Below are 23,443 nucleotides of genomic sequence, written 5' to 3'. Positions count from 1 at the left end.
GTCGACCTGACGACCCGAACCCGGGCGACGCACGGGATCGGCTCAGGCGTCGACGAGCGCCCGGTCCTCGTCGACGGTTCGGTCGCTGTCGGGGTCGGCGAGGAATCGGTCCTCGGAGTCGGCCTCGCTGATGCCGAAATGGTCGTGGAAGCGACGCAGCGGGGCGGGTGCCCACCAGTTCGCATCGCCGGCGAGCCGCATGAACGCCGGTACGAGGAATGCTCGCACGACGGTGGCGTCCATCAACACGGCCAGGCCGAGACCGATGCCGAACATCTTGATGAAGCTCACCCCCGAGGTCCCGAAGGCGAAGAAGGTGATCGCCAGGAGGGCGGCGGCCGCCGTGATGATGCTCCCGGTGCGCTCGAGCCCGAGCGCCACCGCCGTCTCGTTGTCGCCGGTGCGGTCGTACTCCTCCTTGATGCGTGACAGCAGGAACACCTCGTAGTCCATCGAGAGTCCGAAGGCGATGCAGAACATCAGGATCGGCATCGAGATGTCGATCGACCCGGTGGCGGTGAAGCCCAACAGTTCCGACAGGTTGCCGTCCTGGAAGATCCACACCATCGCACCGAACGTCGCAGTGAGGCTGAGCAGGTTGAGCACGAGCGCCTTCACGGGCACGAGCAGGCTGCCCGACAACATGAACAGCAGGAGGAAGGTGAACACCACGATGATCGTGAGCGCGATCGGCAGGCGTTCGGCGATCGACGCCTTCGTGTCGACGAGCTCGGCGGCCTGCCCCTCGACGGCGATGTCGAGCGGCACGTCGAGCGAGCGGATGTCGCGGACCAGCTGCTCGCCCTGACTCGACGCCACAGCGAAGGTCGGCACGACCGACATCCACGATGCGGTGTCGGACTGGAAGCGGGCGTCGGCCACGCCGGTGGCGACGAGGTCTCCGCCGACGAACGTCCCGACGGCACTGTCGACCCGGGCGACGCCGTCCATCGAGGAGATCGACGAGGCCGTGGCACCGACGTCGTCGGCCCGATCGGGGCCGGCGCCGTTCGACACCACACCGAACGACTCGGCGGTGTTGCCGACGAAGTCGGTCCGCAGGATCTCCGACGCCTGACGACTCAGCGCAGACGTAGGGAGTACCCGGTCGTCGGGCGTGCCGAAGTCGACCCGCAGGAAGGGGCTGCCGAGGAGCAGCAGGACGGCGACGACCGACACGGCGATGGGGATCGGGCGGCGCATCACCAGCGTTGCGATGCGGTGCCACGCACCGTCGTGGTCGGCCCGCTCTCCTCGCTTCGGACCGATCCGCAGAGCATCGACGCGGTGACCGATGGCGGCGAGCAGCGACGTGAGCGACAGCAACGACCCGACGAGCGCGAGGAGCACGACGGCGACTCCGGAGTAGGCGAACGAACGCAGGAAGTACTGGGGGAACACCAGGAGCGCCGAGAGTGACGCCGCCACCGTGAGCGCACTGATCAGCACCGTCTTGCCGGCGGTCTCCACCGTGCGGACGACGGCATGCTCGACGTCGCGGCCGTTGCGCAACTCCTCACGGAACCGCGAGACGATGAAGAGCGCGTAGTCGATCGACAGGCCGAGGCCGAGCGCTGTGGTGAGGTTGATCGCGTAGATCGACACGTCGGTCACCGACCCGATGACGTACAGCGACAGGAAGGTGCCGAGGACTGCGATCACGCCGACGAACAGCGGCAGCGACGCCGCCACCACCCCTCGGAACACGAACAGGAGAAGCAGCATCGTGAGTGGAATCGCGATCAGCTCCGCGCGCAGCAGGTCGCCTTCGATCGTTCCACCGATGTCCGCGAACACGGCCTCCGCACCACCGAGCAGGACCTGGAACTCGCCCTGGTCGCCGGTCAGTTCGTCGCGGATCGTCTCCACCGCCAGTTCGACGTCGGCGTCCTCGCCGACCACCCGCGCGACGATCAGTGCGGTGTCACCGTCGGTGCTGGCCATCGCGTCGGCCCCGCCGAGCGACCAGTACGAAGTGACCTGCTCGACGCCGTCGATGCCGTCGAGACGCTCGGTGAGAGCGACGCCCGCCGCGAAGGTGTCGGGCGCGGAGAGGTCGCCACCCTCGGGGGTCGCGAGCAGCACGATGTTCGGGTCGCCACCGTCGAACTGCGTGTCGAGCAGGTCGGCGGCCACCGCGCTCTCCGATGACGGGTCGTTGAACCCGCCGCCCGACAGGACACCGAACGCTCCGGTGCCGATGACGGCGGCGACCACCATGAACAGAGCCGTGAACGACAGCACGAGGCGACGGCGACGGACGACGAACCAACCGAGTCGGGTCAGCATGATGGTGATCTCCTTGATCTCGGCAGGAGGGGTTCCCCTGCGCAGTCCCATCGTCTCCTCGCCGTGGACAGCGGCGCATCGGTCCCGGGTGCCGTTCGCATCGGACCTCGGGACGGTTCGCAGTGGTACCACGGGCCGGTGACGTCGCCCCACCGCCCGTCGTACTGTGTGGTCATGACCGTGTCGGTGCCTCGCGACGAGACCAGCGCCTCGATGTCGACGGTCATGGCGCTCGCTGCCGTGGGAGCCGCATTGGTCGCGATCTTCGGCGAGGCTGGGTCGTTCTCCACCGTCACCGTCGGCTTCGCGCTCGTCAGTCTGCTCCCGTGGGCGGTCGAGGCCGGTGGCGTCCGCCTCCCGATGTGGCTGCTGGCACTCCTCACCCTCGGCCCGGCCGCCGTGATCGTGCTCGCCGACCGCAACCCCGGCGGCATGTTCCTCGCGCTGATCGCCGTGGTCAGCATCGTCCACCGCGCCGGGCCGGCACTGATGGCCGCGGCCCTCGGCGTGAGCGCCGCGCTCATCGTCGGCCTGGCGATCCTGAAGGACACCGCTCACGAGACCGGCATGGTCTACTTCCTCGGAGGAATCGGTGTGGCGTGGTTGGCGGGGATGATGCTGCGCCGCCAGGCGACGCTGATGGAGGAACTCCGAGCAGCGCACGAACGTCAGGCTCGCCATGCGGCGGCCGGCGAGCGCACCCGGATCGCGCGCGAGGTCCACGACGTGGTGGCGCACTCCCTCACCATCACGATGCTCCACGTCGCCGGTGCGCGCCGGGCGATGACGACCGACCCCGACGGTGCCGCAGCGGCGTTGCAGCGCGCCGAGACGGTCGGTCGGGAGAGCCTGGAATCGATCCGTCAGGCGGTGGGTCTCCTGCGTGCCGACACGACGACGGGGGATGGGCCCGAGTCCGGGGTGTCGGGCCAGGAAGCGTCGGACCGCGACGAGTCGAACATCGCCATGGCGCCGATGCCGGGGCTGAGCGACATCCCGGCGCTCGTCGAGCAGTACCGCGAGGCCGGCCTGTCGATGACGGCCGACCTCCGCCTCGACGGGATCGACACCGACCCGGCTACGGGGCTGGCTGCATTCCGAGTCGTGCAGGAGGCGCTGTCGAACGTGTTGCAGTATGCGCCCGATGCACGGGTGGACCTCGACGTGCGCAGCGAGTCCGACGGATCGGTGCTGCGCATCACCGCCGAGAACCCGACCGACGGACCGACGACGAGGTCCGGTGAATCGGCCGGGGGAGTGGCCGGCACGTCCACAGGGGTCGCGGATCCGCGGGGGGAGGCTCGATCGGGGCTCGGTCTTCTCGGAATGTCGGAACGTGTCCGGGCGACAGGCGGAACCGTCGAGGCCGGTGCCACCTCTGCGCGAACGTGGCGAGTCGATGCTGCGCTGCCCGTACGACCTTCGTCTGTGCGAGCTTCCCCCGGGCGACCCTCCCCCGCGCAACCCTCTCCTGCGCGACCTTTCACGGTCGATGCATGACCCCCGGCTCCCTCACCGCTGCTCCGGGTCCGAGTCCCGATCGGGTGAGGATCGTGCTCGTCGACGACCAGGAACTCGTCCGTGCCGGTTTGGCCTTCATCATCTCCACGGAACCGGGGCTGCAGGTGGTGACCGAGGCCGGCAACGGCGAGTCCGGCGTCGTCGCCGCGATCGACCATCGCCCCGACGTCGTGCTGATGGACGTCCGGATGCCGGTGATGGACGGCATCGCCGCGACCGCCCGACTGCGCGAACTCGACGGGCCCCCGGTCCTCGTGTTGACCACGTTCGACGACGACGACGTGCTGTGGGGCGCCGTCGAGGCCGGTGCGGCGGGATTCATCCTCAAGGACAGCCCGGCCGACGACATCATCCGGGCGATCCGGTCGGTCGCCGGCGGCGGCTCGTGGCTCGACACGCGGGTCACGCCGCGACTACTCGAGGTGCTGCGCACCGACGCCCGACCGCGGCAGCAGGACAACGGCGAACTCGACCGGCTCTCGGAGCGCGAACTGGAGGTGCTGGTGCTCGTGAGCCGCGGGGCCACCAACTCCGAGATCGCCGAGCGGTTGTACGTCAGCGAGCGGACCGTCAAGGGCCACGTGGGCAGCATCTTCTCCAAGCTCGGGGTCCGTGACCGTGCCGCCGCGATCGTCCTGGCCTACGAGGCGGGTCTCGTCCGTCCGGGCGACCGCTGACCCGAACCCGCGGTCGCTTCGGGTCGGTGGTTCAGACAGCGAAGTGGGAGATCTGGATCTCGGTGCCGATGTCGGCGTAGTCGCCGTCGGCGCGGGCCCGGCGGAAGTCACCCCAGTTGATGGGCCGATAGTGGGCCGTGTCGCCGGGCGCGATCGACCCGGGCAGCGGCGAGTAGACGGTCGAATACGACGGGTTGAAGAAGTAGGGGAGCGACGATCGCTCGACGCCCGAGCGTGGCAGCACGCGGTGCATCGCCGCCCGGTAGCGGTCGTTGGACCACACCTGCATCATGTCGCCGGTGTTCACCACGAGCGCACCGGGGATCGGTTCGACGTCGATCCAGCCGTCGTCGAGCGCCACCTGCAGGCCACCCACCTCGTCCTGCAGGAGCACGGTCAGCGCACCGGAGTCGGTGTGGTGCTGGAGAGCCATGTCGCCGAGACCCGCGACGGCCGACGACTCGTCGGGCGTCAGCAGGTCGTCGACGGGATAGTGGTTGAGGCGCAGGAAGCTGGTGTGGCCGGGTCCGAACTCGCGGTGCAGATGATCGGCGTGTTCGCCGAGCCCTTCACAGAAGGCGGCCAGGAGCCAGAGCGCCACGTCGTTGCAGGCTCGCATGTGGCGGACCATCGTGGAGCGGAAGCCGACGAGGTCGGGCCACTGGTTGACCCCGTCGACGACGTGGATGTTGCTCGGATGGTCGTCGGGCAGGTCGGGGTGTGCGGTCTGCGCGACATCGAGCACCTCCTTGTGGTCGCGGACGTTCTTGGTGAGTTCGCGGTCGTAGTACCCGCGACTGTTCGCGTCGGTTCGCATGATCCGGCGCTTCTCGGCCATCGGCTGCTCGAAGAACGCCGCCGTGGCCGACCACACCTCGTCGATCCACTCGGCTCCGATTCCGTGGCCCACGACCTGGAAGAACCCGAACCGCTCCGCAGCGTCGGCGACCTGGCGCACCACGTCGGTTGACGGGCCCGACCCGGGCCGGCCACCGAGGTCGATCACCGGGACGGACGGCGTGGGCACACCTGGAAAGTAGTCCTCGACGGTGCGCAGGGACGGCGTCGTCGCCGACCGGTCCGACGGCACCGGACGATTCCCTGCCCGAGTCGACGCCGTGCGATGCTCGGTCGGAACGAAAGGGGTCTCCACATGCGACTCGCCAACCTGGCCGGACGGGCCTCGATCGTCGTCGAGAGCGGACACGCCGGATCCGGAGCCGTCGACGTCCACCGCGCGTCCGATGCGGCCTTCGGACCGACGATGCGGGCGATCTACGACGACTGGGCCGCATTCCGTGAGTGGGTGTCGGGGACCGACCTCGCCGGGCTCGACTCCACGCCGTTCGACGACGCCGACCTGGCGGCCCCGGTTCCCGAACCCCGCCAGGTGTTCGGCGTCGGGCTGAACTACCTCGAGCACGCGGCCGAGTCGGGGATGGGACTGCCCGACTTCCCCCTGACGTTCACCAAGTTCCCGAGCTGCATCGTCGGCCCCGACGCACGGGTGAGCCTGCCGAGCGGATCGGTCGACTGGGAGGCCGAACTGGTCGTGGTGATCGGCTCCCGGGCGCACCGCGCGGAGGCGGCCGACGCCTGGGCCCACGTGGCCGGGCTCATGGTCGGCCAGGACCTGTCCGAGCGGGTGGTGCAGAAGCGGCCGCCGTCGGCGCAGTTCTCGCTGGGCAAGTCGTTCCCCGGATTCGGTCCGACCGGCCCGTGGCTGACCACCCCCGACGAGGTCGACGACCCGGACGATCTCGCGATCGGCTGCACGTTGAACGGCGAGACGATGCAGGCATCGCGCACGGGCGACCTCATCTTCCCCGTTCCGCAACTGATCGAGTCGTTGTCGTCGATCGTGCCCTTGGGTCCCGGCGACCTGATCTTCACCGGAACTCCGTCGGGCGTGGGCATGGCGCGAGAGCCGCAGCACTTCCTGTCGCCGGGCGACGTGGTCGTCACGACCATCGAAGGACTCGGTTCGATCACGACGACGATGACCGACTGACCGGTCGGCCAGGCGACGGACCGACCGGCTGACCGACCGGCCCGGCTGGTCCGAGGATCGTCCAAGTGACGTCTCGACTGACCGATTCGACGCGCACAGAACGCGCACATTCGCCATGTCTTCGTCGCGAACTCGTCATCTGCGTCCGACACGATCTCTTGGGACCTGAGGAGGTGTGATGATGTTGCAAGTCTTCCCGGTTCTCGAAGCTGATCACGACACCGACGCCGCTCGCGAGTCGCCCGTCGGGCACCGCTCCGGCGAGCCGGACGTGATGGTGTCGATGTTCGACGACCAGCTGGTCATCTGTCCGCCTGCACACCTGGATCTCGAGACGACCGAGGTGATCGTCGTCGCGGCGGCGTCGGCGGTCACCTCCGGTTCGACGGTCATGATCGACCTCGACCCCGACACGGCGAGTGGCGAACTGATCGCACGCCGACCGCTCAGCGCTGCGACGGCGAGATGCGTCACCGGACCCGGCGGGCCGGTCGCGATCCCGAGTGCGGGCTACGTGCGACTCGCGACCCGCGACTCCCACTGGACCATCGACCTCGCGCACGGGCGCCTGTGCAGATCCGACTCCGTGGTCGACCCGCACTTCGTCGCTCCGGGGAGTTGGACCCGCATCCAGGCGCTCTGGGTCACCATCACCGACGTCACGGCGCTCACCGTCGACGGCACCTACCTCTCGACCCACGCCGCCTGGACCCTCCCGCGTCGCAGGACCCGGCTCACCGCCGTCTGACGCGCCCGCCGAGTCCGTCGGCGTCCGGTCGCGGAGCGCTGTCGAGAGGTTCGGCGGCACCGTCGTTTCCGACGTCGTCGCAGGGTCCCGGGCGGCCCGGATCACGTATGGTCGAACGATGAGCCGTCACCGCGCGTGGAGCGTGATCGCAGCGGTGCTGGTCGGTGTCCTGTTCGCAGCCGTCGCCACGTCGGGAGGTGTCGACCTCTGGCGTGAACCGACGTGGGATCCGTCGCTGCCCGAGCGTGACCCGATCGAGATCGAGGTCCCCGAACGGCCCGACGAGACGCTCCCGCTCGAACAGTCGGAGGTGGAACCGGTCGAACTGCCGGGCTGGGTCGAAGCGATCGTGCGCGTGGTGGCGATGGGTGTCGTGCTGGCCGGAGCGGTCGCGCTCGTGGCGTGGGCCGTCCAGCGGCGACCCCGGTTCAGCGTCCGCGGCCGCCGGCGCCAACAGGCCGACTTCGACGTCCTTCCCGACATCGCCGCTGCGATCATCGACGAAGCGGAGAGTCGACGCGCCGCGCTGCTCACCGGCGCGCCGCGCAATGCGATCGTCCGGTGCTGGCTCCAACTCGAACGAGACGTCGCCGACGCCGGCCTGGTTCGCGACCCGTCCGACACATCGGCCGACTTCACCGAGCGCGTGTTGAGCCGCTACACGGTCGACTCCGATGCGATCCACCGTCTCGGCAACCTCTACCGCGAGGCTCGCTTCTCGCAGCACGAGCTCGGCGAGGCGTCGCGGGATGCAGCGGTCGATGCTCTCGACGGACTCCACCGAGCTCTCGCATCGCGCCGTTCTCGCGACCAGACCGACGACGACTCGTCGGCCCGCGACGGAGCGGTGCGTTGACGACGCACTGGAAGTGGGCCGCCTGCCTCGCCCTGGGCGCGATCGTCGTCGTCGTGATGGTTCGCATCGGGATGGAACCTCGGCTCGTGCTGGTCGGCTGCATCATGCTGCTCGGAGCAGCGACCTGGCTGCTGTTCACCGACCTCGGAGTCGACGCCACCCCGATCGTGTGGCGAACCCTCACCGAGACCGACGCCACGCCGCAGTCGGATCGTCGCGTGGCTCAACTGCGCGCTCGGGTCCGTGGCACGGCGCGCTCGCGTCGAACGACCGTCGCTGATCGGCGTGCCGACCCTCGGGACCCGCCCTCCGACGAGATCGTCGTCAGCCTCCTCGCCGTGATCGACGACCATCTGCTCGCCGAGCACGGCATCGATCGCGTCCTCGACCCCGATGCGGCTGCGAACGTCCTCGGCGAGGAGTTGACCCGGTTCGTCCTCGATCCGTCGGCCCGCGTCTCGATGACCCGACCGCGCTCACTGGCCCACACCGTGGGCCTGATCGAAGCCCTCTGACCCACACGGCCACACCCTTCCCCCCTCTCGCCACCCCCCGCCACCGAAAGCCGACCACGTGACAGAACTCCAACTCCCCCAGGTCTCCGGACTCGCCGCCGACATCCTCGACGAGGTCGAAACCGCCGTGATCGGCAAACGCCGCGCGCTCGTGATGGTGCTCAGCGGCATCCTCGCCGGAGGTCACGTCCTGCTCGAGGACTTCCCCGGCCTGGGCAAGACCCTGGCGGCGCGGTCCTTCGCGCAGACCCTCGGCCTGGACTTCGCTCGAGCCCAGTTCACGCCCGACCTGCTGCCCGCCGATCTCACCGGCTCGTTCATCTTCGACCAACGGGAGAACGAGTTCTCGTTCCGCAAGGGTCCGTTGTTCACGGGGTTGCTGCTCGCCGACGAGATCAACCGGACACCACCCAAGACGCAGGCGGCGTTGCTCGAAGCCATGCAGGAACGACAGGTCACGGTCGAGGGGGAGACCTTCGAACTCGATGCGCCGTTCCACGTCCTGGCGACCGCCAACCCCGTCGAGTACGAGGGCACCTACCCGCTCCCCGAGGCGCAACTCGACCGGTTCATGTTGCAGGTCAGCTTCGGCTATCCGACTCCCGACGAGGAGTGGGACGTGCTGCATCGCCGCCTCGATCGGCGTCGCGAGGAGCAGACGCTGCGCCCGGTGATCGACTCGGCGACGCTGCTCGCGATGCAGGCGGCGATCGAGCGCGTCACCGTCGACGAGAGCGTCGGCCGCTACTGCGTCGCGCTGGCGGCGGCGACGCGCTCCCACCAGCACGTGCTGATGGGTTCGTCACCACGTGGTTCGCTCGCGCTGATGCTCGTCGCCCGATCCTTCGCGGTGATCGCAGGGCGCGACTTCGTGACACCCGAGGACGTCAAGGCCGTGGCGCCGACGGTGCTCGCCCATCGCATCGCAGTGAAGCCGGAGTTGTGGATGAGCAAGGTCAGCGGAGCCACGGTGGTCGACGCCGTGCTGGGGTCGACGCCGGTGCCGGGAGCGCTCGAACCGGGCTCCCTCGAACCAGGATCCCACGTACCGGGGTCACTCGGAACGGGCGGGCTCGGCGACCGTGAGGAGCGCACCGGGTCGTGACCGTGTCGTCGACGACACCGTGGCAGGCAGGCCCGGCTCACCTGCGTGCCGTGGTGGTGGGTGTGGTCGCCGTTGCCGGGGCCCTGCTGTTCCGGAGCCCCACGCTGCTGGTGTTGGCGACGCCGTTCGCGATCGTCGCCGTGTGGTCCACGGCGACGCGCCCCGCCCGTGACCCGTCGCTGGTCGGCCGGGTCGGTCCGCCGACCGTGCGCGAGGGCGAGGCCACCACCTGGACGGGGCAGCTGACCGATGCCGGAGGCGTCGACCACGTCGTCGGCGTCGCCCCGCTGCGCAACTGGCTCGAACCCCGGCCCCGATCGGGTGTCGCGGTCCGCGACGTCTCGACGGTCATTGCGTCCGTCGCGATCCCGATGCGATCGATCCGCTGGGGTCGACACGACCTGGGTCCGATCCGGGTGGCGTGCGTCAGCACGTGGGGAGCGTTCCGCTGGACCGCGCGCGACGTCGGACACCGCGTCGTGACGCTCCCGCTCCCGGCGGTGTTCGACGCTGCACCGTCGTCGCATCACTCGAACGGCCTGGTGGGGCTCACACGGTCGGCCCGACCCGGCGACGGAACGGAGTTCGCCGGACTGCGACCCTTCCAGTCGGGTGACCGGCTCCGACGGATCAACTGGCGGCGATCGTTGCGCAGCGGCGAGCTCCACGTCACGGCCACCTACGCCGACCAGGACACCCACGTCGCTCTGTTCGTCGATGCCCAAGCGGACTTCGGCGACTCCGGCGGCATCGACGGTGCGGCGTCGAGCATCGACACGAGCGTGCGCGCCGCCGGAGCGATCGCCGAACACTTCCTGCTGCGCGGTGATCGTGTCTCGCTGCGCGTCTTCGGATCGCGCGTCCCGGCGAGTGTCGCCCCTGCGAGCGGCCGGGCCCACCTGCGACGCATCCTCGACGCACTCGCATCGATCGAACCTCCGACCTACCGACCGTTGCAGCGCGGCGCGCCACGCGGCGACATGGTCCGCGGCGACGCGTTGGCGATCATGCTGTCGCCTCTGGTGTCGTCGACCGCGCTCGACTGGGCGATCTCGCTGGCCAGCCACGGGTTGACCGTCGCCGTGATCGACACGTTGCCCGGCGACGTCCACGTGAGCGACGATCCGTCCACCGGGTTGGCCTGGCGGATCCGGTTGCTCGAACGCCGTGTCGAGATGCGAGCGGTCCAACGGGTCGGGATTCCCGTCCTGGGCTGGGACGGCCCGGGCAGCCTCGACCCGTTCCTGCGTGAGGTCGCGCGCCGCGCGTCGGCGCCGAGGATGGCTCGTCGATGAGCCGTGCGCGCGACCCGTTGCAGGCCGGCACCATGCAGCGGGCGGTCGACGAACTCCTGGCGGTGAGCCGTCAGCGCTGGGTGCTGGGGATCGGCGCCGTCGCGACCGCGACGACCGCGTTCGCCGCCGCATCGGTCGCGAGTGGCGGGTGGTGGCTGCCGGGTCTGGTCGTGGTGATCGCATCGGCGATCGTGTCGGCCGCTCGACCCGACGACCACACCGGACTGGTGGTGGTCGGACTCGTGATCTGGCAGTGGCTGGCGCGCGTCGACGACGTGGGCACGCCGTGGTTGCCGGTGGCGGCCTGCTGCATGCTCGTGTTCCACGCACTGCTCGCCCTGACCGCCGTGGTTCCGACCAGCGGCTCGATCCCCGGGGCGACGATCGCTCGATGGACCGAGCGGACCGCCGTGGTCGCAGCGTCGACCGTTGCGATGTGGATCGTGGTCGTGGTGTTGGAACGTCGCGATCTCCCCGGCAACGGCGCGCTCACCGGACTCGCACTGCTGATCGTCGCCGCGACCGCCACGGCGATCCGTGCGCGCAGCGTGCGTTCACCTCTGAGGTGACTCCCGAAGATATTGCGAGTCGGAATCGCAATTGTATGTGACGGTGATCTACGCTGGCGCTCGTGGCTCCCGAGCGAACTCCCGTCGACGTCGTCGACGGGCGACGCGCACGTCGTGACCGGAGCCGAGCCGCCGTGATCGACGCGGTCTTCGCGTTGATCCAGCACGGCAAGGTGCCGCCGAGCGCAGAGGATGTGGCCGAATGTTCCGGCGTGTCGGTCTCGTCGATCTTCCGGATGTTCGACGGGCTCGACGACATGCGTCAGGCCGCGTTCGAGCGGTACGAGCACGACTACGCGCACCTGGTCGCTACCGAGTTCACCGATGACCCCACGCGCCTCGATCGCATCGACCGCCTGGTCCGGGCGCGCCTCGAGCTCTACGAGGCAACCGCATCCGTGCTGCGCTTCGCCCGTCAGCGTGCCCTCGACCACGAATCCAACGCCGCTCGGGTCGGACTGCAGCGCACCCGCTTGGCCGACCAGGTGCAGCGCTGCCTGAGCGACGAGACCCGACAGCTGACTCCCGTGGCCGCAGCGAATCTCGTCGCGGCCGTCGACGCACTCACCGCTCCCGAAGCATTCGACGTCCTGTCGGCGGCACACGGCCGCACCAGCCGCCAGATCGGCGCGATCTGGCGCCGATCACTCGCTGCACTGGTCGCCGACTGGTGTGACGGCGTCCCCGACGAAGGAGTGTCCACATGACGAGACCATCACGATTCGAAGGAACGATCGGTCGGACGCTCGCCGACTCCGAGGCCTGGTTCGACGAGCCGCCGCATCCTGGTACCGGCGCACCCAACGTGGTGATCGTGCTGCTCGACGACACGGGCTTCGCCCAGTTCGGTTGCTACGGGTCCGACATCGACACGCCCAACATCGACGCACTGGCCGCGGGCGGCGCGCAGTTCACCAACTTCCACGTCACCCCGTTGTGTTCGCCGACCCGTGCGTCGCTGCTCACCGGCCGCTCGCAGCACGCGGTCGGGATGCGGACCGTGGCGAACTTCCGCACCGGTTACCCCAACCAACTCGGCCACATCAGCGACCACGCGGCCACCGTTGCCGAGGTGCTCAAGTCGCAGGGCTACGCGACCTTCTGTGTGGGCAAGTGGCACCTCGCGCCGATGGAACAGTGTTCGGCAGCAGGTCCGTTCGACCAGTGGCCGCTCGCCCGCGGCTTCGACCGCTTCTACGGCTTCCTCGAAGGCGAGACGGATCAGTTCCACCCCGACCTCGTCGCCGACAACCATCCCGTCGAACCTCCTGCGGGTCCCGACGACGGCTACCACGTCAGCGAGGACATCGTCGACCAGTTGCTGAAGATGGTCAGCGACAGCAAGGGTGTTCGCCCCGATCGGCCGTTCTTCGCGTACGTCCCGTTCGGTGCCACGCACGCTCCGCACCAGGCGCCCGCGGCCTACGTCGACAAGTACCGCGGCAGGTACGACGAAGGTTGGGACGTCGTGCGCCGGCGCTGGTACGAGCGCCAGATCGAACTCGGCGTGATCCCCGAGGGCACCGAACTGGCGCCACGCAACCCGGGCGTCGAGCCGTGGGACTCGCTCCCCGAGAACCAACGCAAGGTCGCCGCCCGGTTGCAGGAGGCGTTCGCCGGGTTCCTCGATCACACCGACGACCAGATCGGCCGTCTCGTCGCCGGGCTCGAACACCTCGGTGAGCTGGACGACACGATCTTCGTCGTGCTCGCCGACAACGGCGCCTCCCAGGAGGGTGGGCCGTTCGGGGTGATGCACGAGATGAAGTTCTTCAACGGGATCTTCGACGACGGCGACGCGATGATCGACCAACTCGACGACATCGGCGGCCCCCACAGCCACACCAACTACCCGTGGGGGTGGGCGCAGTGCGGCAACGCACCGTTCAAGTGGTACAAGCAGAACACCCACGAAGGCGGCGTCCACGTGCCGATGATCGTGCACGCGCCACGCCACATTGCACAGGAGCAGCACGGTCTACGACACCAGTTCGTGAACGTGTCCGACATCGTGCCCACGATCTACGAGCTGATCGGCATCACGCCTCCCGACTCGTACCACGGCGTCGAACAGATGCCGGTCACCGGGCACTCGTTCGCGACCCTGCTCGCCGATGCCGATGCGCCGGCTGCGAACCGTCTGCAGTACTTCGAGATGAGTGGGAGCCGGGCACTCGCCCAGATCGACGACGACGGCGTCGCGTGGAAGGCGGTGTGCAAGCACACGCCGGGTGCCGACTACGACACCGAGCCGTGGGAGCTCTACCGGCTCGGCGACGACTGGTCGGAGTGCAACGACCTCGCAGCCGTGGAGCCCGACAAGCTGGCCGAACTCGTCGACCTGTGGTGGAGCGAAGCGGAGCGCCACGGGGTGCTCCCACTCGACGAGCGTCTGATCGAACTGTTCGGTGCGCGGTTCCGAGACAACTCACCGCACCCCGCCGACATGCGCTACGTCTACCGGCCACCGATGTCGCCGATGCCGGGTCAGGCGTCGGCCGCGATCGGCGGACGATCCTTCGACCTGACGGCGCGGGTGACCCGTTCGACGGGCGACGGCGGCGTGATCTACGCCACCGGCACCGAGAACTCGGGCCTGTCGATCTTCGTGCAGAACGACCGCCTCGTCGTCGACTACAACGCGTTCGACGAACACACCGTGCTCGAATCCGAGGTGGAGGTGCCGGCAGGAGACGCCACGCTCGTCGTGCACCTCCGCCGGCGCGGTGGGATGGCCGGAGAGATGGCGCTCACCGTCAACGGCGCAGCGGCCGGGCGGGTCGACCTGCCTCGGTTCATGCGGATGATGTCCTCGGTCGGGCCCAGCGTGGCGTACGACCACGGGTCGGCGGTGTCGATGCGGTACGCGGCGCCGTTCCCGTTCGAAGGGACACTGCACGAGGTCGAGATCCAACTCCTCAGCCGCCAGGACGCCGACGCCCGCGATGCCGAAGCCGCAGCAGAGATGAGCCGCCAATGACCACCCGCACTTCGATCCCCGACGCCCGCGTCGTCCTCCGGAGCACGACATGAGTCTGGTCGTCACGTTGCTCGGCACGGGTTCGCCGATGCCGTCGCCTGACCGGGCCGGTCCGGCGACGTTGATCTCGGCAGGCGAAGGCGTCGACGCCGAGCACTACCTCGTCGATGCCGGTCGTGGTGTGCTGATGCGCCTCGCCGCCGTCGGCCTCGGTGCGCCGAACCTGACCGCCGTCCTGATCACCCATCTCCACAGCGATCACATCACGGATCTGAACGACGTGATCACCACCCGTTGGGTGATGACGTTCACCGAGACGCCGCTGACGATCGTCGGTCCGGTCGGCACGCAGCAGGTCGTCGACCACATCCTGGCCTCCCTCGACCCCGACATCGAGTACCGGCTCGCCCACCACGAGGACCTGGATCATCGACCGCCGGTGACGGTGATCGAAGTGGAGACGGGTCCGGTCGCACTGCCCGACGGTCAGGGTGGCGTGGTGGGGATCACGTGCGGCCAGACCGATCACAAGCCGGTCGAACCGAGTGTCGGCTACCGGTTCGACGTCGGAGGTGTGTCGGTCGTCGCCGCGGGTGACACCGTGCCGTGCGCCGGCCTCGACGCGCTGTGCGAGGGTGCCGACGCACTCGTCCACACGGTGATCCGCAAGGACGTCATCGCCAACGTGCCGCTGCAGCGGATGCAGGACACGCTCGACTACCACTCGTCGCCCGAGGAAGCCGCACGGACCGCGGCACGGGCCGGGGTGCGCACGTTGATCTACACCCACTACGTGCCGCCGATGCCGATGGGCGGCACCGAAGACGAGTGGCGAGCGCTCGGCGCGGCCCACTTCGACGGCGTGATCGAACTGGGCGACGACCTCCACCGGATCGTCGTCGAACCGTCATGACACCGCCCGCTGGCGCCTCGCGCCCGACCCGACCACACGGCGTCGATCCACACGTTGATCCACACGGTGTCAGACACCGATCGACACACCGACCGACAACCATTCGAACCATTCGGTGTCTGACACCGTGTGGATCGGCATCGCCCGTGCGAGCCGACTTCGACAACGCAGGAGAGCACCGATGCACGAGATGAAGATCGTCAACGAAGTCACCCCGACCGATCCGGCGCAACTCGCCGGCTTCGCCGAGCCCGGACCCGACGGGCCGATCTACATGGTCAACCTGCTCAAGTTCAAGGAGCACGCCGAGTACGAGGACGGTCGCGAGACCGACCTCACCGGGGCAGCGGCATACGGTCTCTACGGTGCCGGTGTCGTCCCGCTGGTCGTCGAACACGGCGGACGCCTGGTCTTCTCGGGAGTCGTGAGCTGGCTGATGCTCGGCCAGGCCGACGACCTGTGGGACCAGGTCGCCGTCGTCGAGTACCCGAACCGTGCGGCGCTCGTCGCCATGTCCATGTCGACCGCCTATGCCGAGATCGCTCCTCACCGCACCGCCGGCCTCGCCGGCCAGCTCAACATCGAGACGACCGGACTCTTCGTCCCCGCCTGAACAGGATCTGCACCATGAGAACTCTGCGCACCCCCGACGAACGATTCGCCGACCTGGACGGCTACCCGTTCGCACCGAACTACGTCGACGTCGGCGATCAGGACGCCACCCGACCGAACGGCTCGCTGCGCGTCCACTACCTCGACGAAGGGCCCGCCCACGGGCCGATCGTGCTCGCGATGCACGGCGAACCGTCGTGGAGCTACCTGTACCGCAAGATGATCCCGCTGCTCGTGGCGGGCGGCGCGCGGGTGATCGCACCCGACCTCGTCGGTTTCGGCAGGAGCGACAAACCGACCGAGCAGAGCGACTACACCTACGCCCGCCACGTCGCCTGGATGCAGGAGGCGATCATCGACCACCTGGACATCCGTGACGCCACGTTCTTCGGGCAGGACTGGGGTGGCCTGGTGGGTTTGCGCCTCGTGGCGGAGAACCCGGATCGCTTCGCCCGCGTCGTCATCGGGAACACGGGTCTCCCCACCGGTGATCATGCGCCGAGCGATGCCTTCCTGGCCTGGCAGAAGTTCAGCCAGACCACCGAGGTGTTCGACATCGGGTTCCTCCTGAACAGCGCAACGATCACCGACCTGAGCGACGCGGAAGTGGCCGCCTACGACGCGCCGTTCCCCGACGACACGTACAAGGCGGGCGCACGCATCTTCCCGACCCTCGTCCCGACGTCGCCCGAGGATCCCGCTGCTGCGGCCAACCGGGCCGCGTGGGAGGTGTTCCAGACGTGGGACAAGCCGCTGATCTGCTGCTTCAGCGACAGCGACCCGGTCACCGCGGGTGGCGACAAGCCGTTCCTTCAGCTCGTACCCGGCGCACACGGCCAGCCTCACACGACCGTCGAGAACGCGCACCACTTCCTCCAGGAGGACGCAGCGCCGCAACTCGCGCAGATCATCCTCGACGCGATCGCCCGAGGCTGAGATGGCAACCGTCGAGCGACGTGCGACCATCGAAGCGACACGGCGTGACGTCTGGTCGGTGTTGTCCGACTTCGGTGCGATCAGTGCGTGGGCGCCGAACGTGGATCACTCGTGCCTCCTCAGCGAGCAGGTCGAGGGCGTCGGCACGACTCGACGGATCCAGACCGACCGGTCGACCATCGTCGAGACGGTCCGGGAGTGGGAGGCGGATTCGATGCTGTCGTACTCGATCACCGGGCTCCCACCGGTGATCCGGTCGGTGGTGAACACGTGGCGACTCGAAGCCGACGCTGACGCCACCCGCGTCACGCTCACCACGGAGGTCGACGCGGGCCCCCGGCCACCGCAACAGATCGTCGCCCGGCTGGTGGGAAAGCGCTTCGCGTCAGCCTCCGACCAGATGATCGCCGGGCTGACGCGACACCTCGAACAGCGACAGCAGGTCGCCGCATGACCACCGACCGGCCCGACGTCGTGATCATCATGACCGACGAGGAACGAGCCGCCCCGCCGTACGAATCCGACGCCGTGGCGGACTGGCGGCGCGACGCGCTCCCCGGCGCGCAGTGGTTCGAGGCGAACGGCGTGAACTTCCGCCGTCACTACACGGGCTCGCTCGCGTGCGTGCCGAGTCGTCCGACGATCTTCACGGGCCAGTACCCCGCGGTCCACGGCGTCACCCAGACCGACGGCCTCGGCAAGATGGCCGACGACTCGCGGATGCGCTGGCTCCGCGAGGGCGAGGTGCCCACGCTCGGCCACTGGTTCCGCTCGGCCGGCTACGACACCCACTACGACGGCAAGTGGCACCTCAGCCACGCCGACCTGCACGATGCCGACGGCACACGTGTCGACTCGAACGACGACGATGGCAACATCCTGACCGACGGAGTGGAGCGGTACCGGCGTGCCGACGTCCTCGACCCGTACGGATTCTCGGGCTGGGTCGGCCCCGAGCCACACGGTGGCCTGTTGCGCGATGCAGGTGTGCGTCGTGACCCGCTCATCGCCGACCGCGTCGTCGCCTGGTTGGAGGACCGCTACGCCCGCCGTGCGGCCGGCGACGCCGCAGCGCTGACGCCCTTCCTGCTCGTCGTGAGCTTCGTGAACCCCCACGACATCGTGCTGTTCCCCGCGTGGGCGCGGCGTGGCAACCCGATCACGCCGTCGCCGGTCGACCCGCCGCACGTCCCCGAAGCGCCCACCCAGCACGAGGACCTGGCCACGAAGCCCGCCGCCCAGATCGCCTATCGCGACACCTACCCGTCGGGATACGGCCCGGTGCGCGCCGTGCTCGGCACGTACGAGAGGAAGGCGCAGCAGTACCGCGACCTCTACCACCGCCTCCATGCCGAGGTCGACGCACCGCTCGACCGGGTCCGACGGGCGATCACCGATCGCGCCGCCGATCAGGTCACCGACACGGTCATCGTGCGGACCTCCGATCACGGCGATCTGCTCGGCGCCCACGGCGGGCTCCACCAGAAGTGGTTCAACCTGTACGACGAGGCGGCCCGCGTGCCGTTCTCGATCGCTCGGGTCGGAGATCGAGCGACGACCGGCGCGATCGTGGCCGACGCCCCGACGTCGCACGTCGACATCATCCCGACACTGCTCGCCGCAGCGGGGATCGACCAGGCCACAGCCGCAGCGGCGCTGCGCGCCGAGTTCAGCGAGGTCCACCCGCTGCCCGGCACCGATCTCATGTCGGTCGTCGACGACCCGGCGAGCGCAGACGTCGATCGCCCGGTCTACATGATGACGAACGACAACATGCTCGAAGGTGACAGCGGTGCATCGGGCATCGCTCGACGTCTCGGTCGGATCACGAAGCCGCCGGTTCCGCTGCGCATCAACACCCCCGCCCACGTCGCGGCCAACTTCGAGGGCCTCGTGCACCGCATCGACGGCACGCTGTGGAAGATCGTCCGCGTGTTCGACGACCCCGCCACCTGGACCGAGCCGGGTGTGCGCCACCTCGCCGCCAGCGGTGGGCCGGCGGCCGACCAGTACCGAAAGGCTCCGCTGCCCGACCAGTGGGAGCTGTACGACCTCGACGGCGACCCGATCGAAGCGCACAACCGTTGGAACGACCCCGAGTCATCGGACGTGTTCGCAGCGATGCGCCATGCGTTGACGGAGGAACGTGCTCGGCTCGTTCCGGAGCGAAACGAACCGTGGCCGTACGCGCCACGCGTCCCGACAGCAGGAGCACCCGTGAAGCAACCACCCCCACCCGCTCGTCTGCTCCGCAGAGTGCTGCGAAAGGTCGGGATGCATCCCGACGATCCCGACGCCACCACGTTCGAGCTCACGGGGAGGCGGGCGCTGATCGTCGCGACGAACGTCGCCTGGCTGGAGATCGCGAAGCCGACCGGAGTGTTCGCGAGCGAGATGACGGTGCCGTACTACGCCTTCCTCGACGCGGGGATGGAGGTCGACGTCGCCAGCCCCGCCGGTGGGATGGTCGCCGTCGATCCGATGTCACTGAAGCCCGTGATCCGGACGCCCGAGGACGATCGATTCCTGGCCGACGAGGAGTTCCGCGCACAGGTCAGCGACTCGAAGGCGATCGGCGACCTCGACATGGCCGACTACGACATCGTCTTCCTCGCCGGCGGTTGGGGAGCGGCGTTCGACTTCGGGTTCTCGCAGTCGTTGGGCCGGAAGATGACCGAGGCCAACGCCGCCGGCGTGGTCCTGGGCGGCGTGTGCCACGGCCCGCTGGGACTGCTCAACGCCACGGCCGCAGACGGCTCACCGCTCGTCGAGGGGCGCAGGATCTCCGCCGTCACCGACAAGCAGGTGAGGGAACTCGGCATCGACGCGACGCCGCACCACCCGGAGCGTGAGTTGCGCAGCGTGGGAGCGCTGTTCGAGAGCGAGACCCGGTTCCGCGATCCGCTGGCGAACCACTGGGTCGTCGACGGCAACCTCGTGACCGGCCAGAACCAGAACGCCGGTCCGATGGTCGCACGCGAAATGATGCAACTGATCGTCGAACGATCGACGACGGGGTCCTGACCGAGCTCGCGGATGCCTCGCTCGGGTGCCGGCGTCAGCTGTCGAAGCTGACGCTGACACCGACCGGGTCGTTGTCCGGGATGATCACCGGCAACAGGTCGCCGGCGTCGCGTACCACCCCGTCCGGTCCGCCGATGACGAACGCCGAGATGGTCCCTTCGTCGAAGTCCGCACTGTCGGTCGCGCTGATGTACCAGACCTGATCGGGCGACGGCGGGTAGAACGCAGCGCACTCGCTCAGGTCGGCCTGACCTGACAGGTCGACCGAATCGTCGTCGGGGTCCGGCTCTCGGACCACGAGCCCGCACAGGAAGGTGCCGGCGGCGTCGACCACGCCCACCTCGACGTAGAGGTCGCCCGCGTAGGAGTGGTCGATGACGTACGAGACCGTCGCGCCGCCGCCACCTGCCGACATCGACTCGGCGCCGGAGAGGAACAGGGCGAGCCCGTCCTGGTCGGCGTCGGGAATGTCGGTTCCGACGTCGGGCGAGTCGAAGACCTGGCCGTCGGGGCCGGTCAGTGTGAACTTCGTGACCGTTCCGACGTCGTCGGCGAGCGTGTCCCGCACGAACAGGTACCACTGCTGATCCGGCGTGGGCGGGTAGAACTGGGCGCACTCCGAGAGCGACACGTCGGTGGCGAGGTCGGCGGACGAGTCCTGGGGATCGGCGGTACGCACCACGACCTCGCAGAGCACGTTCAGGTCGGCGTCGGCGACGCCGGCGGTCACCGCCAGGTCGCCGGCGAAGGTGTGCGTGACCCCCACGCTCACCGCGGGGAGTTCGACGGACGATGTCTGTCCGCTGCCGCCCGCCGTGCCGTTCGATCCGCCGCTGTCGGTGAGCAGCAGGGCGACACCGTCGACGTCGTCGTCGGGGATCTCGGCGGGGACGTCGGCGAACTCGAACACGGCGCCGTCGGGTCCGGTCAACGAGAACTGGTCGACCGTCCCCACGTCCTCCACCGCGGTGTCGATGACCTGGAGGAACCACGGCTGGTCAGCCGTCGGCGGGTAGAAGGATGCGCACTGTCCCATGTCGACCGAGCCGGCGACGCCGCCCGAACCGTCGGACGGATCGGGGTTCTGGATCGGCACCGAGCAGATGATGTCTCCGTCGATGTCGACCACGCCGCCACGCACCGACAGGTCGCCGTTGTAGGTGTGGGTGATGTCGAGCGTGAAGAACGGTTGACCGTCGACCGGGGGACCCGGGGCTGCCTGATCCTCCTCCTGGACGACCGAGCCGTCACCGGAGGCGAGCGCGAACACGCCGTCGGGATCGCCGTCGGGGATGACCAGCGGGAGACCACCGGCGGGATACGGATCGTCGCCGACGAGCACCTGGAACTCGAGGATCTCACCCTCGTCGGCGTCGAGTTCGTCGACGACGTACAGGTACCAGAGTTGGTCGGGGCTCGGCGGAACGAACTGGGCGCACGGTGAATCGCTCACGTCGATGACGCCGAACAGGTTGTCCTCACCGTCCTCCGGATCCGCCTCGGCCAGCACGATCTCGTCGCACAGCGGCTCGTACGACGCGTCGACCACACCGACCGAGACCGCGAGGTCACCGCGGTAGTCGTGCGCGATGTCCACCGACACGGACACCGACCCGCTCGGCGTCTCGGTGGTCTGCCCGGTGGGGTCCATGGACGTGCCGCTGTCGCCGAGCAGTCCGTGGGCGGCGAAACCGGCCTCGAAGATCGCCCGGTCGGCGTCGGCGAATCCTGCCTCGTTCGCCTGCAGGTACGCACTCGAGATGTCGAAGAAGTCGGCGCCGTTCACGAGGTAGAAGTGCGACGAGAGGATGACGCTCAGCAGGCGGTCGGTCGCCGGAGCGCACGCGTCGGTGCCGAAGCAGTCCGCCGTCGTCAGACCGTCCTTCGCGAGCAACCCTTCGAAGATGTCCCACACCGCACCGGCGAACAGTTCGCCGTCGTCGTGGACCTCGCGGGTGAGGTCCTGGGGGAACACCCGATCGGTGTCGAGTCGCCGGAAACAGTCGTTGCGCAACCCGAACCATCCGCTGATGCAGGCGGGGTCTCCGGCGCGGAACTCGATCAGCGACAGCCCGGCGAGCAGGTCTCCGAAGCCTTCGCTGTAGGCGGCGAGTTCCTCGGACGAGAAGTGCGTGTCGGTGCCGACCTGGGCGTCGAGGACCGCGTGGCCGTACTCGTGGACCAGCACGGTCGCATCCTGAGCGGCGTTGATCCCGTCGGAGCCGACGCCCATGAAGATGCGGTTGTCGATCGCGTCGAAGAACGCATTGTCGACCTCCTCGGGGAACACCGGGACGACCTCGGTCGGCTGATCGGCGCGAATCGAGAATCCGAGCCGCTGCATCAGTCGCTGGGTCCGGTCGAGCCAGTAGTACGACATCGCCGCCTCGAAGTTGCGCGAACCGACTCCTCCGGCCCAGGTGCCGTCGGCCTCGGAATCGGGGACGAGCGGCGAACCCGGGAAGGCGACGTCGACGTACTGGCCCGAGAGTTGTTCCGTCGTCCCGAGCCCCTCGAGCGAGACGCCCGTGAGGTAGTCGTTGGCGTCGCCCGGGTCGACCGGGCCGCCGGCGGCGGCGAACGGGTTCAGGAACACGCACGCGCTCGGGGCGGCGGGGAGGGTGCACGCGTCGTCGGTCTGCGCAGCCGCGACGACGGGCAGCGAACCGCCGATCTTGCTCGGTACCGCTCCGGACCGACCGTGGGCCGTGCGTCCCGCTCGGTTCGTCGCGATGACCACGCCGTTCGATGCGTCGACGACGATCTGCCAGCTGCCGATGGGGTTGCGGGTGGACACCGAGACGAGCCACGCAGGGGTGAGGGCATCGCCGACCTGTGACCAGATCGGCTCGACCGTCGGCTCGCCTTCGACGGTGCCGTCGACCGCCTTGCTCGCGGTGAGCGAGGCCGCCGCCTCGTCGGTCGTCACGGCCGCCCCCGACGGTGTGGCCATGGTGAGCGCCTCGCTCGCACCCTGGACCGTGCCGTCGTCCATCACGTGGACGGTGATCTCCGACGACAGCACGCGCCGACCGTCGATGAACTGGGCGAACGTGACGTGCGTGACGGGGCCGGACGGCACGGTGCGCTCCGGCTGCAACTGCGCGACGACCGTCGCGTCGAGTCCGGAGTCGCCCGAGAGCCAGTCGGCCGCAGCGGCGTCGGCCTCATCGGTCGACGCAGGTGCCTGCGGGTCGGTCGTCGTGCCGTCCTCGGCGTCGGGCACGGAGTCGTCGGCGTCGTCGACCTCGTCGACGTCGTCGACTCGGGTGTCCTCGGTGTCGTCGGATCGCTCGGGCAGGCCGGAGTCGCTCCCACCCGTGCATGCGGCGACGAGCAGTGCCATCGTCGCGGCGACAGCGACGCAGACCGGCCGGCGACGACGTCGCCCC

19 protein-coding genes and 1 pseudogene are annotated in these 23,443 nt (G+C 69.0%); 17 read left to right on the top strand and 3 right to left on the bottom strand.

Annotated elements, in window-relative coordinates; translation table 11 throughout:
* Positions 1-42: 42 nt before the first annotated feature.
* Positions 43-2,340, bottom strand: coding sequence for an MMPL family transporter (locus ABJK40_RS05930; RefSeq protein ID WP_348480069.1), 2,298 nt, complete (start codon positions 2,338-2,340; stop codon positions 43-45).
* A 123-nt stretch (positions 2,341-2,463) separates the two neighbouring features.
* On the opposite strand from ABJK40_RS05930, the gene ABJK40_RS05925 reads away from it, so the two are divergent.
* The gene (locus tag ABJK40_RS05925; protein WP_348480070.1) at positions 2,464-3,789 is read left to right on the top strand and encodes a histidine kinase; all 1,326 of its coding nucleotides are present in this window, start codon (positions 2,464-2,466) and stop codon (positions 3,787-3,789) included.
* Positions 3,786-4,487: a response regulator transcription factor gene (locus ABJK40_RS05920; RefSeq protein WP_348480072.1), complete on the top strand. Its 702-nt coding sequence runs from the start codon at positions 3,786-3,788 to the stop codon at positions 4,485-4,487. The genes ABJK40_RS05925 and ABJK40_RS05920 overlap by 4 nt, the downstream gene beginning before the upstream one ends.
* 31 nt (positions 4,488-4,518) lie before the next feature.
* Here the strand turns inward: ABJK40_RS05920 and ABJK40_RS05915 are convergent, their stop codons facing one another.
* A complete protein-coding gene (locus ABJK40_RS05915; protein ID WP_348480073.1) occupies positions 4,519-5,577 on the bottom strand; it encodes a 2OG-Fe(II) oxygenase family protein in 1,059 nt (352 codons plus the stop codon).
* Between the two features lie 63 nt (positions 5,578-5,640).
* Between ABJK40_RS05915 and ABJK40_RS05910 the strand changes: the two genes are divergently transcribed.
* The 15 genes and pseudogenes from ABJK40_RS05910 to ABJK40_RS05840 all read left to right on the top strand — a co-directional run bounded on the left by ABJK40_RS05910 (position 5,641) and on the right by ABJK40_RS05840 (position 20,051).
* Positions 5,641-6,498 carry a fumarylacetoacetate hydrolase family protein gene (locus ABJK40_RS05910; protein ID WP_348480075.1) on the top strand — a complete coding sequence of 286 codons (858 nt, stop codon included), beginning with the start codon at positions 5,641-5,643 and terminating at the stop codon, positions 6,496-6,498.
* 181 nt (positions 6,499-6,679) lie between these two features.
* A complete protein-coding gene (locus ABJK40_RS05905; protein ID WP_348480076.1) occupies positions 6,680-7,246 on the top strand; it encodes a hypothetical protein in 567 nt (188 codons plus the stop codon).
* A 118-nt stretch (positions 7,247-7,364) separates the two neighbouring features.
* On the top strand, positions 7,365-8,102 hold the full coding sequence (locus ABJK40_RS05900; protein ID WP_348480077.1) for a DUF4129 domain-containing protein: 738 nt from the start codon (positions 7,365-7,367) through the stop codon (positions 8,100-8,102).
* Positions 8,099-8,617 carry a hypothetical protein gene (locus tag ABJK40_RS05895; protein ID WP_348480078.1) on the top strand — a complete coding sequence of 173 codons (519 nt, stop codon included), beginning with the start codon at positions 8,099-8,101 and terminating at the stop codon, positions 8,615-8,617. The genes ABJK40_RS05900 and ABJK40_RS05895 overlap by 4 nt, the downstream gene beginning before the upstream one ends.
* 58 nt (positions 8,618-8,675) lie before the next feature.
* Entirely contained in the window at positions 8,676-9,722 is a 1,047-nt protein-coding gene (locus tag ABJK40_RS05890; protein ID WP_348480079.1) for a MoxR family ATPase, read from the top strand.
* 2 nt (positions 9,723-9,724) lie between these two features.
* Positions 9,725-11,017 carry a DUF58 domain-containing protein gene (locus ABJK40_RS05885; protein ID WP_348480080.1) on the top strand — a complete coding sequence of 431 codons (1,293 nt, stop codon included), beginning with the start codon at positions 9,725-9,727 and terminating at the stop codon, positions 11,015-11,017.
* On the top strand, positions 11,014-11,586 hold the full coding sequence (locus ABJK40_RS05880; protein ID WP_348480081.1) for a hypothetical protein: 573 nt from the start codon (positions 11,014-11,016) through the stop codon (positions 11,584-11,586). Before ABJK40_RS05885 ends, ABJK40_RS05880 begins: the two co-directional genes overlap by 4 nt.
* Before the next feature lie 62 nt (positions 11,587-11,648).
* The gene (locus tag ABJK40_RS05875; protein ID WP_348510195.1) at positions 11,649-12,293 is read left to right on the top strand and encodes a hypothetical protein; all 645 of its coding nucleotides are present in this window, start codon (positions 11,649-11,651) and stop codon (positions 12,291-12,293) included.
* Entirely contained in the window at positions 12,290-14,566 is a 2,277-nt protein-coding gene (locus ABJK40_RS05870) for an arylsulfatase (protein WP_348481947.1), read from the top strand. The genes ABJK40_RS05875 and ABJK40_RS05870 overlap by 4 nt, the downstream gene beginning before the upstream one ends.
* Positions 14,567-14,615: 49 nt before the next feature.
* Positions 14,616-15,479 (top strand): MBL fold metallo-hydrolase, encoded by an 864-nt coding sequence (locus ABJK40_RS05865; protein ID WP_348481949.1) that lies wholly within the window; start codon positions 14,616-14,618, stop codon positions 15,477-15,479.
* Positions 15,480-15,594: 115 nt separating this feature from the next.
* Positions 15,595-16,092 carry a DUF1330 domain-containing protein gene (locus ABJK40_RS05860; RefSeq protein ID WP_348481950.1) on the top strand — a complete coding sequence of 166 codons (498 nt, stop codon included), beginning with the start codon at positions 15,595-15,597 and terminating at the stop codon, positions 16,090-16,092.
* Positions 16,093-16,106: 14 nt separating this feature from the next.
* Positions 16,107-17,027: a haloalkane dehalogenase gene (locus tag ABJK40_RS05855; RefSeq protein WP_348481952.1), complete on the top strand. Its 921-nt coding sequence runs from the start codon at positions 16,107-16,109 to the stop codon at positions 17,025-17,027.
* Between the two features lies 1 nt (position 17,028).
* Positions 17,029-17,481: an SRPBCC family protein gene (locus ABJK40_RS05850; protein ID WP_348481954.1), complete on the top strand. Its 453-nt coding sequence runs from the start codon at positions 17,029-17,031 to the stop codon at positions 17,479-17,481.
* Positions 17,478-19,241: pseudogene (locus ABJK40_RS05845) on the top strand (sulfatase-like hydrolase/transferase); the annotation flags it as partial. The gene ABJK40_RS05850 and the pseudogene ABJK40_RS05845, both read left to right, overlap by 4 nt.
* Positions 19,242-19,301: 60 nt before the next feature.
* Positions 19,302-20,051 carry a type 1 glutamine amidotransferase domain-containing protein gene (locus ABJK40_RS05840; protein ID WP_348510202.1) on the top strand — a complete coding sequence of 250 codons (750 nt, stop codon included), beginning with the start codon at positions 19,302-19,304 and terminating at the stop codon, positions 20,049-20,051.
* A 34-nt stretch (positions 20,052-20,085) separates the two neighbouring features.
* Here the strand turns inward: ABJK40_RS05840 and ABJK40_RS05835 are convergent, their stop codons facing one another.
* Entirely contained in the window at positions 20,086-23,397 is a 3,312-nt protein-coding gene (locus ABJK40_RS05835; protein ID WP_348481956.1) for a M36 family metallopeptidase, read from the bottom strand.
* Positions 23,398-23,443 lie beyond the last annotated feature (46 nt).

Source organism: Ilumatobacter sp. (assembly GCF_039969435.1).
Lineage (GTDB): Bacteria > Actinomycetota > Acidimicrobiia > Acidimicrobiales > Ilumatobacteraceae > Ilumatobacter_A.
The sequence above is the reverse complement of the archived record's forward strand: the minus strand, read 5'-3'. Positions and strand labels throughout refer to the sequence as shown.